The organism is Enteractinococcus fodinae (assembly GCF_031458395.1).
In the GTDB taxonomy this organism is placed as follows: domain Bacteria; phylum Actinomycetota; class Actinomycetes; order Actinomycetales; family Micrococcaceae; genus Yaniella; species Yaniella fodinae.
On record NZ_JAVDYJ010000001.1, the window covers coordinates 2,785,228 to 2,801,690 of the forward strand.

Sequence of the window (16,463 nt, forward strand, 5' to 3'; positions counted from 1 at the left end):
AGAAGCAGGAAACCCACAGCAAAAGCCCTGATCATCGGTTTTGGTTTGATTGCTGTGTGTCTGGTGGGCTTGTTCACTAGTACGTCCAACGCAATGGCAGGCATGTGGTGCGTATTCCTCATGCTCGTCTTGATATTCCTAGCAGTGCCCGTCGCGCTTGCGTTGTCTATTCCCAGTATCGTCGGTGTCTTCGCCATTAGCGGCGCTCCGGCCTCGATGAATATCCTCTCCACAGCCCCGTACAACACGGTGGCAAGCTGGAGCTTCAGCGTCATCCCAGCCTTTATTTTCATGGGCATGCTTCTTACCCAGTCCGGCATGACGACGAGGATCTACACAGCCACAGATCGTTGGTTCTCCTGGCTGCCCGGTGGTATTGGTGTGGGGACCACCGCTGCTGGTGCTGGTCTGGCATCTGTTTCAGGCTCAACCATTGGTATGACTTACACACTGGCGCGAGCTGGTCTTCCGGAAATGTTGCGCATGGGCTACGACAGGCGTATGGCAGTGGGTACAGTGATTATCGCTGGGCTGCCCGGCGCGCTGATTCCGCCCTCGATCCTTCTGGTTGTTTATGCAGGAATCGCTAGTGTTCCAGTGGGACCACAGCTTGTGGCAGGCGCAGTACCGGGCATCCTCATTGCTATCACCTACGCAATCTTTATTCTGATTCTGGCGCTGATCTTCCCCAAGCTTGTCGGACGTACGAAGGACGCCAAAAAGGGCCCGAAAGTGACATGGGGCGAACGCTTCCACTCCCTGGGTCAGGTTTGGGGCTTCCCCGTCATCATGATCGTCTTGTTCGGTGGGCTGTTCTCGGGCGTCTTTACACCTACTGAAGCAGGTGCAGCGGCTGCCCTAACAGCACTTGCCCTGTGTATTTTCTACACTCGCAAGAATCAGCCATTGAAGCAGGTCTCTCAAGCGGCCTTCGCGGCAGTTGCTTCCACGGCAGCGATCTTCTTCATTATGATCGGCGCCGAAATGCTCACGCGACTGCTGGCGATCACTGGCCTTGCCCAAATCGTCACCGACTTCATCGTCGGGATGGGTCTAGGCAGAATCGCGTTCCTGATGATCCTCATCGTGGTCTATATCATCTTGGGCATGTTCTTCGACACCCTGTCGATGATGCTGCTGACGATTCCGATTCTCCTGCCTACCCTCGAAGCGATGGACGTCAACCCACTATGGTTCGGTGTCTTTGTGATTCTTCTCGGCGAACTCGGAATGATCACCCCACCGGTTGGTATTTTGTCCTTCATCGTTCATGGCATCGCGCAGGATCCTGAGGTCAACCAGGGACAAAAGATCAGCCTTGGCGACGTCTTTACATCGCTCGTCTGGTTCCTCCCGGTCTCGGTAGTGTTCCTCATGATTATGATCTTCTTCCCAGAAATGACAGAAGTCTTACCGAATCTCATGGAGTCTATGAGCGGTGGTGCACCACCTGAGTAAACACGAGTCAAACCACTAGGTTTGACCAACACCTACGCAGCAACGGTTATGGTGAGTAATCCATGACTTTGGGGGTCGTCGTCAGTGCGAAAGAGCACTGGCAACGACCCCCAAAGCTTTGATAAAGGGTGGCGCCCACTAGGGACGTTTACCCGACGGGCGTCGCAGCACGCGAGTGCAGTATTAACCAAAGCGACGAAGGGTCGTTACTTCAGTTGCTCCTCGATGGTCGTCACTGGCCTGAATCACGGCCTCGACATCCTGGTCTCGAATCGCCTGAATGATGCGCTCATGATCAGCAATAATTTGGGACAGCGAGCCACGCTCTTGAATGTAGAGCGAGCGATAAAACGTGGACATGTACCATAACCGCTCTACTTCCTTTCGGACTAACGCCAAATCCGAATATTCAAAAAAGCGGAAATGAAATCTTTGATTTCTCTCTTGAAACTCTCCATGCGTGTCGTCTGCGGAGACCATTGCGAGTTGCTGATTCAAGGCGGAAAGCTCATCGGTGTCGACCGCTGAGAGATCGATGGAACGAATCAGGGCCGTCTCCAATAGGCGACGCATGAGATAGATTTCGACCAGATCCGAACTTTTGAAGCGCGCCACCGTGAACCCCACGTTAGGTTTGTACACGAGGACACCTTCTGCGTGAAGCGAGGATAAGGCCTCGCGCACCGGTATCCGCGACAGGTTGAGCTTCACCGCTAACTCCGCCTGGTGCACTTTCTCGCCAGGAAGTAGCTCACCATCGACAATCATTTGTCGGATCTGGTGAAGGGTGCTTTCAACACTCGTCTTCTTCGTCCCACTCACATCGTTCACTCTAATTCTCCCTTGCCTTGGGGTCGTCGCAACGCGAACCAGCGCTTGGTCATGTAACGCGAACCATTCCTGCGTCAAAAGCTTGCCCTTGTCTGTGTACATTATTGTATACATTTAGTATTGTGAGATAGGTCGCACCGTCGACCAAGATTTGACGCACGAAAATGACGGTCCAGAATGAACGACTCGACGGTTTCAAGAACTGCCGACTCCCACCTTCACGACGTGACGTTTCATTAGATGCTGTATTCGGAGGAACTATGCGCTTACCACCCACCACGTTGACGGATGCGGAACGCTCCCTTCAACTCGAGGTGCGGACTTACCTCGATGAACGCCTACCAGAGGGGTCCTACGCACTAGGCCTCGGCATGGCCGCGGGAGTGGACCCGGAGTTTTCGAAAGATCTCGGCGCTCAAGGTTGGCTCGGAATGGCGTTGCCGACCGAATACGGCGGTCACAGCAGAAGCGCTGTCGAACGACTCGTGGTCGTGGAAGAGCTCCTCCGTCGCGGAGCGCCCGTCGGGTATCACTGGATCGCCGACCGCCAGTCCGGTCCGAACATCGCCGCAAACGGCACGGAAGAGCAAAAACAGAAATACCTGCCGGGGATTGCACGCGGTGAGCTGTCGTTCTCCATTGGTATGAGCGAAGCTGATTCCGGTTCTGATCTAGCCTCAGTACGTACCCGAGCCGAAGCGGTCGACGGCGGATGGAAGGTCAACGGCACAAAGATTTGGACCAGCGGGGCACATAAGGCCACCCAAATCCTGTCGCTATTCCGCACTTCAGATGAGCGCCACGGAGGTCTGACACAGTTCATCGTTGACCGTGACACTCCGGGCGTAACAGTCAATCCAATTCCTTTCATCGACGGCACGTCCGATTTTTGTGAAGTTGTATTCGAAGACGCTTTCATCCCTGACGAGCAGCGCTTAGGCGAAGTCGGTGCGGGCTGGGGCCAAAACACCAGCGAACTTGCGCTCGAACGTGGCGGAGTGGATCGCTGGATCACCCCGATGCCCATCCTGGAGCACTGGGTAGCCAACCAAATTAAGGAAGCCGGACCGGTAGCAGAGGATCAGTTGGGCTCCATCGTGGCGCGTTGCTGGGCATTCCGGGGAATGTCGTTATCTATTGCTCGACTCGTGGACCAGGGCTACTCCCCCGTCCACGAAGCCGCGTTAGTCAAAGAGATGGCTACTCGCTTTGAGCAAGAATGCGTCCGGACCGTATCGCAGTGGCTAGGACGTCCACCGCAGCACGACGCTGAAGACCCCTATGAACGTCTCCTTGCGCAAGCCTGCCTGGTGGCTCCATCGTGGTCCATTCGCGGTGGCACAAATGAAATCCTGCGCAACGTAATCTCGAAAGGACTGACCCGGAAGTGACTGTTGTCGATCAGGATCTGCAAGATCTCATTGAACAATTTTTCAACAAGACCATCACCCCTGGCGTGCGGAGCAACGCAGATGAGGGGGCATGGCCCCAGGACGTGTGGCAGGAAGCTGAAGCGCTTGAGCTCAACACCCTTGGGCTGGACGAAGACTTCGGCGGCGCCGGCGGGTCCTTCCTGGAAGCACTAGAGGTCGCTATGGCGATAGGGCGTTATGCCGCACCGCTGCCGTGGGCTGAGAATTTCTTGGCTCGCTGGGTCGCGGGAGTGGCCGAAGCTGATCTTCCTGAGGGGCCAGCCGTGTGTCTAGTGGTTAATGAAGAGGCCAATCATGGCTTCTCCGACAACCGGATCTCAGGCACTTGGCGAGATGTCTCCTGGGCACCCGCTGCCGAATCGTTCGTCGTGGTGAAGACTGCGAATGACCAGACCGAAATTGCCATTGTCGCTCGCAACGATGTCGAACTTCAAGAGGGCCGTGACATTGCTGGCCAGCCAAAAGCACACGTCGGCATCGATGTTTCAGGAGCGAGCCGCTTCGCAGCCCCGCTGACACAAGGTCAATTCAAGCGTCGGTCGCTCTTGGTCTATTCCGCGCTGATGGCAGGTGCCATGGATGGGGCCTTCGAAATGACGCAACAGTACATTACTGAGCGGCACCAATTCGGTCGGCCACTTGCGGCGTTCCAATCCGTACAGCAACATCTGGTCACACTGGCCCAAGCCGCGTCCATGAGTGCTCTTTCCATACAGCGCGCGGCGCTGAGCGAGGAGACCGTTGACGCCGACGACGAGGCAATCGCCGCAGCAATTGCTGTTCGTTACCACGTCGATCTCGCTGCGAGCGCCGCGCATCAGGCCCACGGGGCCATGGGCATGACTCGCGAGTATGGGCTCCAGCATTTGACGCGTCGGTTGTGGCTATGGCGTTCCCATGGAGCCTCCGATACCGAGCTGAAACAACTGATGGCCAAGAGCGCTATGGACAACGGAAATATTATGGGGCTCATTTCTCGCGCCTAACACCTGCGAATTTTCAATGAAGGGATATACCGTGACCGAACCGGTAAGAATCGATCAACAAGGGCACGTCGGTATCATCGAATTTAGCCGACCTCCCGTGAACTATTTTGACTACGAGATGATGCACGCCATCTGCAACGCAGCAGATGAGCTCATTGATAACCACGGAAGCCGGGCCATCGTGCTGTGTTCAACCGGCAAGCACTTCTGCGCCGGAGCGGACTTCAGTGGCGATGGTATCGGGGATAACCGGGTAGCTGTCACCGACAAAATTTACGAGGAAGCGATCCGGCTGTTTGGCGTCCGGGTGCCAATCATTGCGGCGATCCAGGGAGCCGCGGTCGGTGGCGGGCTCGGTGTAGCCTGTGCCGCCGACTTCCGAATCGGTACACCCTCCTCGCGACTCCACGCCAATTTCTCCTCGCTCGGTTTCCACCCGGGCTTCGGTTTAAGCGTCAGCTTGCCTCAGATTCTTGGTCACCAAAAGGCCCTGGAAGTTTTCTATGCCTCGCCACGGCTCAAAGGCGAAGAAGCATACGAAATTGGGCTGCTCGACAGACTGGTAGACGAAGAGGACCTTCGCAATGAAGCAGTCGTTTTTGCGCAGCGTATCGCTGAGCAGGCCCCGCTGGCCGTGCAATCTATCAAGAAGACTCTTCGAGGTGACCTGCCAGAACGAGTACGCGAAGTCCTAGAACGGGAACGCGCCGAGCAAGCACGCCTCTGGGAGACCCAGGACTCCGACGAAGGCATCGCTGCGGCGCAAGAACGCCGCACCCCACAATTCATCGGGGGCTAACACCATGACCTCATCTCAGCCTGAGCAATCAGCCACCGGTGTCCTCAGCACGCCGTTTTCGGATCTGATGCACGCGCGCTACAGCGTTCGCCATTTCACCGACGAACCTGTCACCGAAGAGCAACTGACCGCTGTGCTGGAAGTGGCCCAGCGGACGCCGTCCTGGTCGAATACCCAGACGTGGCAGGTGCATGTTCTGACCGGTGAGGTCCTTACGGAAGTCGGCAATCGGCTCAGGACCGAAGTCACGAAACGCACCCCGGAGAAAATCACCGGGCCAGATCTTGCCTTGCCCAAGCGCTTCAACGACCTGGAACTCCAGCGTCGTCGAGTCACCGGCTATGGCCGGTACGCCTCTTTGAGTATTGATCGCGACGATCACGTAGCTCGATTCGAGGCAGCGCTGGATAACTACGACTTCTTCGGCGCCCCCGTGGGGTTGGTCATCACCTCGAACCGTGAGGTCGGACCGTACGGCTGGGTCGACACCGGTTCATATATTGCATCCTTGCAATATGCTGCCTGGGAGTTCGGGTTGGGAGCGTGTGCGCTCGGATCGATCGGCATGCACGCTGATCTCATCCATCGGTACCTTGGGCTCGATGACCAGGTCGACGTGGTCGCGGGTATGGCCCTGGGTCATCCCGATCATGCGGCGCCGGGGAATTCCTACCGCACCGAGCGTGCACCGTTATCGGAAGTTGTCACCCAGGTCGAGCGTCTCCACGACTAAGCCCGTCCAGAAACTCTACCCATCAAGTTCACCCTATTGAAGACCGTGCGAGCGTTGCATCGCGCACTATCGAAATAACTAATCCATAAGGAGCATAGTCCTATGTCTACAACCGCAAATGTTCAAGAGACCTCCGTTGACAGTGAAGTGCTAACCGAGATCCGCGGCAACGTCCTCATCATTACGATGAATCGCCCGGCAGCCAAAAACGCTGCCACCGAGGCGATGGCCAAGGACATGGCCAAAATCCTCGATGATTTTGAAGCCAACGATGAACTGTTCGTGGCCGTACTGACGGGTGCAGCTCAGACGTTCTGTTCAGGAATGGACCTCAAAGGCTTTGTGCGAGGCGAACGGCCCTCCGTGGAAGGCCGCGGCTTTTTGGCTATCACCGAGCAGCCACCAACGAAACCAATCATCGCGGCCGTCGAGGGGTATGCACTCGCGGGTGGTTTCGAAACTATGCTGGCTTGTGACCTCGTTGTCGCAGCAGAAACCGCAAAATTTGGCATCCCCGAGGTCAAACGCGGCCTGGCAGCTGCTGCCGGCGGTCTGCTAACTTTGCCTTCGCGTACCCACCGTGCCATTGCAATGGAAATGGCACTGACCGGAGATATCTACAGTGCCGAATTCGGACACGCGCACGGTTTCGTCAACCAACTGGTACCCGAGGGTGAAGCAGTCGAGGCGGCTCTGAAGTTGGCAGAGAAGATTGCAGCAAATGGACCACTAGCGGTCCGCGCCTCGAAACGCGTCATCGTAGAGTCGAGCGAATGGGATGAAAGCGAAAAATTCGCCAAGCAGTCTGAGATTCTCGACCCAATCTTCACTTCGAAGGACGCTAAAGAAGGCGCATCCGCCTTCGCCGAGAAGCGAGCACCTCAGTGGACAGGAAGCTAAGTCCCAGCCTGATAACGATGTAGTTCTCGTCGCCTATTCACGGCAACAAAGTAGCCGAGCGGGTATCGTTGCCCGCTCGGCTACTTTTCTGGAATGACAGTGCATCCCCGTAGGCTTTGAAAGACTTAGTGGGGATCACTCAGGGCGGAAGTTCATGGCTTCGCTGTCTTCGTATGTAGCGATAGCGTAGTCCATGTAGTCGGTGTCTTCGTCATACCATTCGTCGAAGTCCGCAGTCGTACCCTCATCGGTGTAACCGAGCTCTTCAATCTTTGTGGTCCACTGCTCTTCATATTCGGCGATCAGGGAGACGATATCTTCATCAATCTGACCGTTCTGGACCGCTTCTTCGGTCAGCTCTTCGGCATAGGAACCGATCTGTTGTTGTACCTCGTCAGTAAATGCAGTGACCTCACCACCGGCTTCTTTCGCCTGAGCAACTGCCTCGGCGTTGCCGCCAATCACGGCCTGCATGCCACCAGCCGAAGCGAATCGGTTACTGTCGAAGATGATCTGTTGATAGGCCAATGGCAGATCTTGGAAACTTGAGCCCGCGAGATAAGCACCCGGTGCTCGAGAGAAGCTGTGGTCTGTGGTGTACCCCAGATGCGGAGCGACTTCGAAAATACCACCTTCGGCCGACGGCACGAGCTGACCTAAGGTGCAATCCACCGTACCGCGCTGCAGGGCTTCAAATGTCTCGGCATACTCCATCGATACCGGGGTCCCCCCAAGCTCGCTCACTTGGGCAGATTGTGCGGTCGAAGCGATGCGGACTTGTGTTCCGTTCCAATCATCCACGTCTTCGACCGGATCTGAACACACCGTGTAATACCCACCAGAAGCTGCTAACGCGGTCAATGGCGTGAGCCCTTTTTCCTCATAAGACTGGAGCAAGCTTTCATTTTGCCAGCCGAGTTCATTACCCACCGCGTTATTCACCAGTTCCCCTACAAACGGCGAAGACGAAAGTCCTGCCATTGCAGTGCCTAGATCATTAAGCGCTGGGAATTCATCCGGCTGATAGACCGGCAGAGTATAAGCCACATCTAGCCGACCGTCGGCCAGTGCATCGTGCACTTCGTCGTAGCCGGCTATCGCCTGACCCCAGACGATATCTACGGTAATCTTGCCGTTCGACCGCTCCTCAACGATGTCTTTGAACACCGTCCCGGCCGGCGCCATCACCGAGTTCTGGGATGCTGCGGAAGGCTGGAACGTGATCGTGACAGGCTCTAAGTCTTCTACAATGGCGTTGACTTCTTCCTGTGGAGCATCGTATTCGAAGCCAGTGTCCTCCGCAGCAGCCCCATTGTCTTCACCTTCGGCATTGCCGCCGCAGCCTGCTAGCACCAGCGCTAATGCCGCAGCCCCAGCAGACAGCTTTACAAATTTCCTTGTTCTGGTTCCATCCATCAATGTTCTCCTCAAGTTGCGACGCACCAAATAAGCAGGCGGTGCGCCAGTTTGAATGTGTTCTAAACATCCAACTGTAGTGTGACGTACGACACAATACAGGGTACTGGACCATCCGGCAACACACCTATACACACCTGAGCAATAACTGCGACCCGTATCTCATATCGTCCAGCTGTAGTCCCGACACCCCCTGATGCCTTATATCGGCAGTATGTTGAACCCGCACGTCGGAAGTGGTCTATGTAACAATAAGCTCATGAGCGAAACAATTATGGACTACCCCCTACGCACTCACGACAAGCTCCGCTTCTCGGATACAGACAAACAAGGTCACATCAATAACGCCGTATACTCGACTTTCTACGAAACCGGCCGGACCCAAACATTCGAAGAGGCTCACAAGGCTGCAGACAACGACGACTGCGAATTTGTCATCGCCCAAATCACGATCCAGTATCTTGCGGAGACGCACTGGCCGGGGACCGTCGAGATAGGAACGCGAATCAAACGGGTCGGCAATAGCTCGCTCGTACTCGAGCAGGCAATATTCAGCAACGGAAACCTCTGCTCCACCGGCGAGTCAATCTGCGTGCAAATCAATACCGCATCACGCAAATCTCAGCCCTTTGACGACGCGCTTCGCAACTACTTCGAAAGCCTCATGGAGAACTAGCTCCGGCTACGCAGTGATGGCATCTAGGCCGGTCAAGCTTCACCGGCGACTCGAGGGAGTATTGCCAAAGCGATACGTACCCTGCATCATAGATCGAGGAACCTTTGTGCCCTAGAGCACACTCGCACAGATCGGTAGATGCAGGTTGTCCTTCGTCGAAGGGGCACAACTTGTCAAAGAGGAGCGTTATGACGGAAACTGCGACGAACGGCAATGTGACCCTGACGATTGAGGACCGCCTAGCCCATGTTCAGCTCAATCGGCCGGAGAAGCTGAATTCACTCACTAGGGACGTCTTTGCCGACCTTGTAGAGATGGGGCAGCGGCTCATGACTGACCCGGACGTCGCTTGTGTCGTCATCACGGGCGCCGGGCGCGCCTTCTGTGCCGGACTCGATCTGAGTGCGTTCGATGAAATGAAGTCGGGAGAGCGAAACCCCGCCGTGGCTCTGGGCGAGCGCCTCGGATCCGCTCGCGCTCTCGGCCAGAAGGCCGTGCATGTATGGTCCCTTCTTGAGATTCCTGTCATCGCTGGCGTACAAGGTGTCGCTTTCGGTGGCGGACTCCAGATTGCACTCGGCGCCGACATTCGCGTGATGGCACCAGATACGAAGGTCTCGATGATGGAGATTAACTGGGGGCTGGCACCGGATATGGGTGGCACACAACTGTTGCCACAGCTGGTTGGGCCCTCCCAAGCGAAGTACCTAACCTTTACCGGCGAGGTCATCAGCGGGACTCGCTGTGGTGAGATCGGCATGGCAGACGAAGTCACGGAGAACGCCGTCGATCGTGCACTCGAGCTTGGCAGGGAAATCGCCGATAAATCTCGAAGTGCACTGGTTTGGGCGAAAAAACTCATCGACATGGCTGCAACCGATTCGCTCGACAAGGGCTTCGACGCAGAACAAGACGCAATAGCCGAACTCATGGGCGGCCCGGAGCAGGTTGAGGCCGTCGATAAACGGATGGCGCAGTTACAGGCACGCAAGAAAGAACGCGTCTAACTTCCCTCACTACGGGACTAAGAGCCTTCGTGTGTACATCACAGTGACACACGAAGGCTCTTAGTTCATATAAAGACCTGGCTGGACCTTCCGAAAACAGACCAGTCAGCTTAGACTGTTGAGAGTTATGACGTATATCACCACACAGAGGAGAGGGCATGCCTAGGGATTTGTTAAACGTGTCCGGGCTTGAGCAGCTACAGCTCCTCTTTGACGAGGGACTCCTGGAACCCCGTCACCGTGAGCACACCGGACGAAATGACCGCTGACAGTGACATCACGGCCCTCTTCCCGAACTCAGTCTGCTAGCAAACCACTCGACCCTGCGGTGAGTAAACAGCCAGCTACTGACAAACCCAGAGTCTGGCCCCTCTACGTCGTCACATTCTTAGCCACCTACACGATCGCTGTGGCAAGCATTTCAGCGCCTGGAATTCAGCAGGCTCTGGGAATCCCAGACACCCAGACCTCTCTGGTGGTTGGATCCTATTCGGCCACCTTCGCCGCTGGTCTTATCATCTTTGGACGCTTAGGCGACCGCTGGGGTAGACGCCGGATGTTTCGATTCGGCACAGCAGGATTGGCCGTGACGTCCTTACTGGTCGCTTGCGCACCGAACCTGGGACTCCTCGTAGCGGCCCGGCTGCTCCAGGGTATTGCTGCAGCGATTACTACACCCCAAATCCTGTCCAGCATCCAAGCTATCCTCACCGGCTCGACTCGACTGCGAGCGGTCGGACTCTACGCAGTTTTCGCCGGCAGTGGGACAGTCGGTGGACAAGTGATGGGCGGGATCGTCAACAGTGCATTCGGCGAAACCTATGGGTGGCGCGCGGCATTCGCCAGTGTCACCCTTGCAGCTATTTTCGCCTGGGTGGGCTCCCGCTACCTCACCGAATCGCGCTCTCCGGCACCACTGGGGTTAGACATCCGGGGCTCAGTCATCCTCGCTATCGCCTTGCTATTGATGATTGCTGGGCTGACCAATGCGGCAAGCATCAACCTGCTGGAACCTCTCTCCCCCGTTGAACCCCTGGTGACCACCGCAGTACTTCTCGCCGGCTCGCTGCTCTTTTTCGTCTTATTGGTGCCACATTCTCGGAGCAGAGAGCGTTCACTGCGACCGTCCATTCTTCCGGTCTATGTCATTCGGGAACCTGGAGTGCGCATCGGGATAGCACTGGCCTGCCTGTTGTTCATGATGATCGGTGGGTTCATGTACAACTTCGCTATCCTCAGCCAGGTCGGGTTCGGTTTCTCGCCGTTAGAATCCGGGCTGTCCATGGTTATTTTGGCACTGGCATTTATCCTCACATCAGCCCTAGCCCCTCGGCTTGTTGCCCGACTCGGTGGCACAGCCAACGGGGGACGAAAAATACTCATCATCGCCTCTGTTGTCCAAGGAGTCGGGCTGGCCGGACTCGGCCTCGTCTCATTGTTGAATACGGACGTCACGACGTTTATCGTGTGGTTTCAAATCACGGCAGTGTTCATCGGCGGTGGCCAGGGCCTCATGATGGGACCGTTGATCTCCGTCATCATGGCTGCCGTCCCCGACGAAGTCGCCGGGCTCACCGGTGGATTGGTGGCAACGGGCCAGCAGACCGGCATCGGGCTGGGCGTGGCCGTACTCTCGAGCGTTTTCGCTGGGCTGGGTCAGATGCTGCCCATGCAGATTGCTTATGGGTGGACTGCTCTGGGCACCCTACTACTCACCGTGATTTTCGGGTTTCTCGCCGCCAGACTTGGGGCGTACGGGACCGAAAAGGACGCTACACAATGACGCACTTTGATCACACATACCAAAAGAAGGAGAGCGTTTCATGACCGAAGCGCAAGAGACAGTTCACGACCCTATCGGCTACCTCTCACCAGAGTTACTCAAGGGACACGTCGCATTTATCACCGGTGGCGGTTCCGGCATTAACCTGGGCATCGCCAAAGCGTTCGCGCGATGCGGGGCCGCGGTTGCTATTTGTGGGCGCACCGAAGAGCGCCTTGCCGCTGCCGCAACAGAGCTGGAGGCGCTAGGCGCGCGGGTTGCTTACAAAGCTGCAGATGTCCGTGACCCCGAGGCGCTGCAAGCATCGATCGATCACGCTGCCGAACAGCTGGGCGACATCAGCATTGCGGTGGCTGGTGCCGCTGGCAACTTCTTTGCCCGAGCCGAGGAGATGAGCCCCAACGCCTTCCGCACCGTGGTCGACATCGATCTCATGGGCGCGTATCACACTGCTCGCTTTGCTTTCCCGTACCTGCAGCGCACCCGCGGCTCGGTCCTGTTCATCTCAGCAGGCCAGGCATACAAAGCAAATAAATATCAAGCCCATGTCGGTGCTGCCAAGGCGGGCATTGAAATGCTCATGAAGGACCTCGCTGTTGAATGGGGTCCGTACGGCATCCGATCAAACTCGTTGGTCCCCGGACCGATCTCTGGCACCGAGGGCATGGCACGACTGGCCGCTCAGTCCGGTGACGAGGCGTGGAAGAGGGCGGTTCCGCTGGGCCGTTACGGGGACAAGGAAGAAATCGGTGCGATGGCCGCTGTACTCTCCGGTCCGCTGGGTGCCTACGTGACCGGTTCGCAATACATCGTTGACGGCGGGATCGGACTGACGAGCTCAGCACACGTCTCGGAAGCGGTCGAGAGGGAACTGTTCCGCACGGAGCAGTGACATCGATTGAACTGAGTGCAGCTCTGCCATTTTGGCTTGTAGGGCTCTGTCTGAGGAGTGGGAAAACATGGATTTGGGACTGAGTAAGCGCAAATTTCTGATCACGGGTGGCTCTTCTGGCTTGGGATTAGCCGCGGCACGATCGTTGGTGGCAGAGGGCGCTGATGTGGCTATTTGTGGGCGATCTGAGGAGCGCATAGAACAGGCGCTGGATTCCCTCAGGAGCGATGGGCAGGATGTCGTCGGCTTCCGAGCTGATGTCACCGACCCAGGAGCCTTCGGCCAGCTACGCGAGGAGCTCTCATCACGCTGGGATGGTGTGCTGGACGGCCTGGTCAATAACGCCGGCGAGCACACCTCGGGCAAGTTCGAGGAGACCACGGACACCCAGTGGTACGACGACTTTGACCTGAAGGTCATGGCCATTCTGCGCGGCGTGCGGGAAATGCTACCGCTGCTGCGCGCCAGTAGCGCCCCTGCAGTACTCAACGTCTTGAGCGTCTTTGCAAAATACCAATACAAAAATTCGATGCCCAGCTCCATGTTTCGATCAGCTGGGCTGAGCGCAACGAACGCGCTAGCTCGGGATCTGGCGGATGATGGGATCCGAGTCAATGCAGCCCTGATCGGTTTTATCCACAGTGACCAGTGGGTGCGCGCTGCTGGCACGGATGATGCACAAGCGGTCCAAGAATATGAGGACAACCGTGCCCAGCAACTGGGCATCCCTCTGGGACGAGCAGGCACGCCAGAAGAATTCGGTGACGTCGCCGCATTTCTCCTGTCACCCCGCGCCAGCTACCTCACCGGCACTGCCCTAAACGTCGACGGCGGGCTCTCCCCCGTGATTTAGTTCAAGCGATAAGTCATCTCACAAAGCTCAGCTCAAGCTGCAACTCAAATGATGAGAGTCAGGGCTGACGGTTATGCCTGCATGCTGTTAGAGTGATCTAGGACTCACATTTCAGTTACTGACGTCACATGGCGTGACGTTGAGGAGGAATCATATGCAGGTATTTGCGGTTTGTGCGCCAGGAGCGCCCGCTGAGGAAATAGAACTTCCTACCCCTGAACTTACGGGCAAGCAAATCCTTATTCAGGTAACGCACTCTGGCGTCTGCCACTCGGATGTTCACTTGCAAGAAGGGGCTTTCGACCTGGGCTCTGCAGGCGAGCTGACCTTTGCCGCCATGGGCGGTAAATATCCGGCAGTGTTTGGCCACGAAATTGTCGGCACCATAGCCGCTGCGGGACCGGAAGCCTCACTGCAACCCGGCGACACACAATACATCGTCTTTCCTTGGATCGGGTGTGGCGAATGCCAGGCGTGCCAAGAAGACCGCGAAAATTATTGTCCACGCGGGCGGAACCTCGGCACCATGGACATTCACGGTGGCTTTGCTCGTGAAGTGCTCGTCCCGGATGAAAAATACCTGATCGAGCTGGGTGATCTTGACCCAGCGTGGGGCGCGACACTGGCCTGCTCTGGCGTGACCTCCTATTCGGCCGTCAACAAGGTGCTCCCACGTGGCGATGACGACATTGTCGCAGTGATCGGCGCGGGCGGTGTGGGGCTGATGGCTGTTGCCATGCTCAAAGCATTGGGCCACAAGCAAATTGCGGTGGTGGATGTCAGCGATGAAAACCTCGAAAGCGCCAAAGGTCTTGGTGCAACGATCACATTCAATTCCAAGGCTTCGAACCCCCTAGAAGGGTTCCTCGCAGCGACCGGTAAGAAGGTCGCGGCGGTGATCGATTTTGTCAATAACGGTGGCACATCAAGCTTGGCCCTAGGCGCTTTGCAGAAGGGCGGAAAGCTCGTCAGCGTTGGCTTGTTCGGGGGCGAACACACCTACCCGACCGCCATGTTGGCGCTGCAAGTGTTCACGATTGAAGGCAACTTCGTGGGCAGCTTGCCGGAACTCAAAGCTCTGGTGGAACTGGCGAAAACAAAAGACCTACCGGTACTGCCGATCGCCGAGCGACCACTGGATGCTGACAACCTCAATGCCGCCCTGCAAGACTTGGCTGCGGGGAAGTCTCGTGGCCGCACAGTACTGACCGCCTAAGATACGGCATTTTCTTATGCCCCAATCTTCCATTTCTAAGCACATCGTTTACTTCAAAGGAGAGCTAGAACTTCTATGACTACTCAGTCCCAAGTAACTACTCAATACAAAGTTGTGGATCCCGCTACAGGCCAGACCGTCGAGGAATTCCCTACAGCAACAGATGACCAGATTCTGGACGCTCTGGAACGCTCAGATCAAGCCTTCAAATCATGGCGCGAGACTCCGATCCAAGAACGCACCGCGGTGCTGCGAAAGGTTGCGGAGATCTATGAAGAGCGATCGGAAGAATTAGCCAAGATCATCCAGACAGAAATGGGTAAAGCCATTCCTGAGGGTCAAGGCGAGCTCCAGCTAGTGAGCCTGATCTACCGGTACTTCGCTGACAACGCTGAAGCGTTCATGGAAGACGAACCACTCAAGGGGCCCAAGAATGCCGAGGCATTCATTGAGCGTCGCCCGGTGGGATCGCTATTGGGCATCATGCCGTGGAACTTCCCGTACTATCAGGTTGCCCGGTTCGCGGCGCCCAACCTGGCCCTGGGCAACACCATCCTGTTGAAGCACGCACCACAGTGCCCGAAGTCAGCGGCCGTCATGGAAGAGATTTTCCAAGAAGCTGGACTTCCAGCGGATGCTTACATCAATATCTACGCCACCAATGAGCAGGTCGCTGATGTCATCCTCCCGGATCCACGGAACCAAGGCGTCTCTCTGACGGGTTCAGAGCGTGCTGGTTCGGCAGTGGCGGCGGAAGCTGGCCGCAACTTGAAGAAAGTTGTGCTGGAACTGGGCGGATCGGATCCCTATATCCTGCTGGACACCCCGGATCTTGCCGCCACAGTTAAAACGTTCTTTGGCGCACGCATGGGCAACACCGGTCAGGCCTGTAACTCACCAAAACGCATGATTGTCATGGACGACGTCTACGACGAATTCGTCGAGCAGCTCACCGCTGCCGCCAAAGAATTCACTCCGGAGGATCCTTTGGCCGAGGACTCGAAGCTCTCACCGCTATCGAGCGTGGCAGCCAAGGAACGTTTTATGGAACAGGTCCAAGCCGCTGTCGCTGATGGTGCGACCATCCACACCGGACAGGATGAATATGACCTTCCCGGTGCCTTCGTCAAACCGGTCGTTCTGACTGATGTGAAACCTGGCATGCGCGGTTACCACGAAGAACTCTTCGGACCAGCGTTCATGGTCTTCAAAGTTTCTTCGGAAGAAGAAGCCATCGAACTGGCCAATGACACGCCCTTCGGCCTGGGTTCAGCAGTGTTCTCTTCTGACCAGGAAAAAGCCGAAAAGGTCGCCCAGCAAGTCGATGCCGGCATGGTCTTCATCAACACCCCAGAGCAGTCCCGCGAATTCCTGCCATTCGGCGGCGTGAAACGCTCCGGAGTCGGCCGTGAGCTCGGACCGCTGGCTATGGACGAATTCGTCAACAAGCGCCTGGTCTACAAGAAAACCAACTAACCAC

At 56.5% G+C, this 16,463-nt stretch carries 15 protein-coding genes; 13 read left to right on the plus strand and 2 right to left on the minus strand.

The window, feature by feature from the left end:
* Nucleotides 1–120 precede the first annotated feature (120 nt).
* Nucleotides 121–1,458, plus strand: a complete 1,338-nt coding sequence (locus tag J2S62_RS13025) for a TRAP transporter large permease (RefSeq protein ID WP_310175884.1) — start codon at nt 121–123, stop codon at nt 1,456–1,458.
* A gap of 183 nt (nt 1,459–1,641) precedes the next feature.
* Here the strand turns inward: J2S62_RS13025 and J2S62_RS13030 are convergent, their stop codons facing one another.
* Complete coding sequence (locus J2S62_RS13030) at nt 1,642–2,391, minus strand: GntR family transcriptional regulator (RefSeq protein WP_310175449.1); 750 nt, start codon at nt 2,389–2,391, stop codon at nt 1,642–1,644.
* Nucleotides 2,392–2,549: 158 nt separating this feature from the next.
* Here J2S62_RS13030 and J2S62_RS13035 point away from each other — a divergent pair, with 158 nt between their 5' ends.
* The 5 genes from J2S62_RS13035 to J2S62_RS13055 all read left to right on the plus strand — a co-directional run bounded on the left by J2S62_RS13035 (nt 2,550) and on the right by J2S62_RS13055 (nt 7,140).
* Complete coding sequence (locus J2S62_RS13035; RefSeq protein ID WP_310175451.1) at nt 2,550–3,680, plus strand: acyl-CoA dehydrogenase family protein; 1,131 nt, start codon at nt 2,550–2,552, stop codon at nt 3,678–3,680.
* The gene (locus tag J2S62_RS13040; RefSeq protein ID WP_310175453.1) at nt 3,677–4,708 is read left to right on the plus strand and encodes an acyl-CoA dehydrogenase family protein; all 1,032 of its coding nucleotides are present in this window, start codon (nt 3,677–3,679) and stop codon (nt 4,706–4,708) included. The genes J2S62_RS13035 and J2S62_RS13040 overlap by 4 nt, the downstream gene beginning before the upstream one ends.
* A gap of 31 nt (nt 4,709–4,739) precedes the next feature.
* Nucleotides 4,740–5,507 (plus strand): enoyl-CoA hydratase/isomerase family protein, encoded by a 768-nt coding sequence (locus J2S62_RS13045; RefSeq protein ID WP_310175455.1) that lies wholly within the window; start codon nt 4,740–4,742, stop codon nt 5,505–5,507.
* A 4-nt stretch (nt 5,508–5,511) separates the two neighbouring features.
* Nucleotides 5,512–6,240 (plus strand): nitroreductase, encoded by a 729-nt coding sequence (locus J2S62_RS13050; protein ID WP_310175457.1) that lies wholly within the window; start codon nt 5,512–5,514, stop codon nt 6,238–6,240.
* Between the two features lie 102 nt (nt 6,241–6,342).
* A complete protein-coding gene (locus J2S62_RS13055) occupies nt 6,343–7,140 on the plus strand; it encodes a crotonase/enoyl-CoA hydratase family protein (RefSeq protein ID WP_310175459.1) in 798 nt (265 codons plus the stop codon).
* Nucleotides 7,141–7,275: 135 nt separating this feature from the next.
* On the opposite strand, the gene dctP is transcribed toward J2S62_RS13055, so the two are convergent.
* Nucleotides 7,276–8,556, minus strand: coding sequence for a TRAP transporter substrate-binding protein DctP (gene dctP, locus J2S62_RS13060; RefSeq protein WP_310175460.1), 1,281 nt, complete (start codon nt 8,554–8,556; stop codon nt 7,276–7,278).
* A 259-nt stretch (nt 8,557–8,815) separates the two neighbouring features.
* Between dctP and J2S62_RS13065 the strand changes: the two genes are divergently transcribed.
* The 7 genes from J2S62_RS13065 to J2S62_RS13095 all read left to right on the plus strand — a co-directional run bounded on the left by J2S62_RS13065 (nt 8,816) and on the right by J2S62_RS13095 (nt 16,459).
* Nucleotides 8,816–9,232: an acyl-CoA thioesterase gene (locus J2S62_RS13065; protein ID WP_310175462.1), complete on the plus strand. Its 417-nt coding sequence runs from the start codon at nt 8,816–8,818 to the stop codon at nt 9,230–9,232.
* 188 nt (nt 9,233–9,420) lie between these two features.
* On the plus strand, nt 9,421–10,239 hold the full coding sequence (locus J2S62_RS13070; RefSeq protein ID WP_310175464.1) for a crotonase/enoyl-CoA hydratase family protein: 819 nt from the start codon (nt 9,421–9,423) through the stop codon (nt 10,237–10,239).
* A 328-nt stretch (nt 10,240–10,567) separates the two neighbouring features.
* Nucleotides 10,568–12,022 (plus strand): MFS transporter, encoded by a 1,455-nt coding sequence (locus J2S62_RS13075; RefSeq protein ID WP_310175468.1) that lies wholly within the window; start codon nt 10,568–10,570, stop codon nt 12,020–12,022.
* Between the two features lie 40 nt (nt 12,023–12,062).
* Entirely contained in the window at nt 12,063–12,914 is an 852-nt protein-coding gene (locus J2S62_RS13080) for an SDR family oxidoreductase (protein WP_310175470.1), read from the plus strand.
* A 67-nt stretch (nt 12,915–12,981) separates the two neighbouring features.
* A complete protein-coding gene (locus tag J2S62_RS13085) occupies nt 12,982–13,767 on the plus strand; it encodes an SDR family NAD(P)-dependent oxidoreductase (protein ID WP_310175472.1) in 786 nt (261 codons plus the stop codon).
* Nucleotides 13,768–13,921: 154 nt separating this feature from the next.
* Complete coding sequence (locus J2S62_RS13090; RefSeq protein WP_310175474.1) at nt 13,922–14,983, plus strand: alcohol dehydrogenase; 1,062 nt, start codon at nt 13,922–13,924, stop codon at nt 14,981–14,983.
* 75 nt (nt 14,984–15,058) lie between these two features.
* Entirely contained in the window at nt 15,059–16,459 is a 1,401-nt protein-coding gene (locus J2S62_RS13095) for an NAD-dependent succinate-semialdehyde dehydrogenase (RefSeq protein WP_310175476.1), read from the plus strand.
* The last annotated feature ends 4 nt before the right edge of the window (nt 16,460–16,463 follow it).

Coding starts and splice junctions, on each gene's coding strand:
- J2S62_RS13055 (WP_310175459.1), top strand. CDS start 6,343: ATGTCTACAACCGCAAATGTTCAAGAGACCTCCGTTGACAGTGAAGTG.
- J2S62_RS13025 (WP_310175884.1), top strand. CDS start 121: ATGCTCGTCTTGATATTCCTAGCAGTGCCCGTCGCGCTTGCGTTGTCT.
- J2S62_RS13090 (WP_310175474.1), top strand. CDS start 13,922: ATGCAGGTATTTGCGGTTTGTGCGCCAGGAGCGCCCGCTGAGGAAATA.
- J2S62_RS13085 (WP_310175472.1), top strand. CDS start 12,982: ATGGATTTGGGACTGAGTAAGCGCAAATTTCTGATCACGGGTGGCTCT.
- J2S62_RS13065 (WP_310175462.1), top strand. CDS start 8,816: ATGAGCGAAACAATTATGGACTACCCCCTACGCACTCACGACAAGCTC.
- J2S62_RS13035 (WP_310175451.1), top strand. CDS start 2,550: ATGCGCTTACCACCCACCACGTTGACGGATGCGGAACGCTCCCTTCAA.
- dctP (WP_310175460.1), bottom strand. CDS start 8,556: ATGGATGGAACCAGAACAAGGAAATTTGTAAAGCTGTCTGCTGGGGCT.
- J2S62_RS13070 (WP_310175464.1), top strand. CDS start 9,421: ATGACGGAAACTGCGACGAACGGCAATGTGACCCTGACGATTGAGGAC.
- J2S62_RS13050 (WP_310175457.1), top strand. CDS start 5,512: ATGACCTCATCTCAGCCTGAGCAATCAGCCACCGGTGTCCTCAGCACG.
- J2S62_RS13080 (WP_310175470.1), top strand. CDS start 12,063: ATGACCGAAGCGCAAGAGACAGTTCACGACCCTATCGGCTACCTCTCA.
- J2S62_RS13095 (WP_310175476.1), top strand. CDS start 15,059: ATGACTACTCAGTCCCAAGTAACTACTCAATACAAAGTTGTGGATCCC.
- J2S62_RS13030 (WP_310175449.1), bottom strand. CDS start 2,391: ATGTACACAGACAAGGGCAAGCTTTTGACGCAGGAATGGTTCGCGTTA.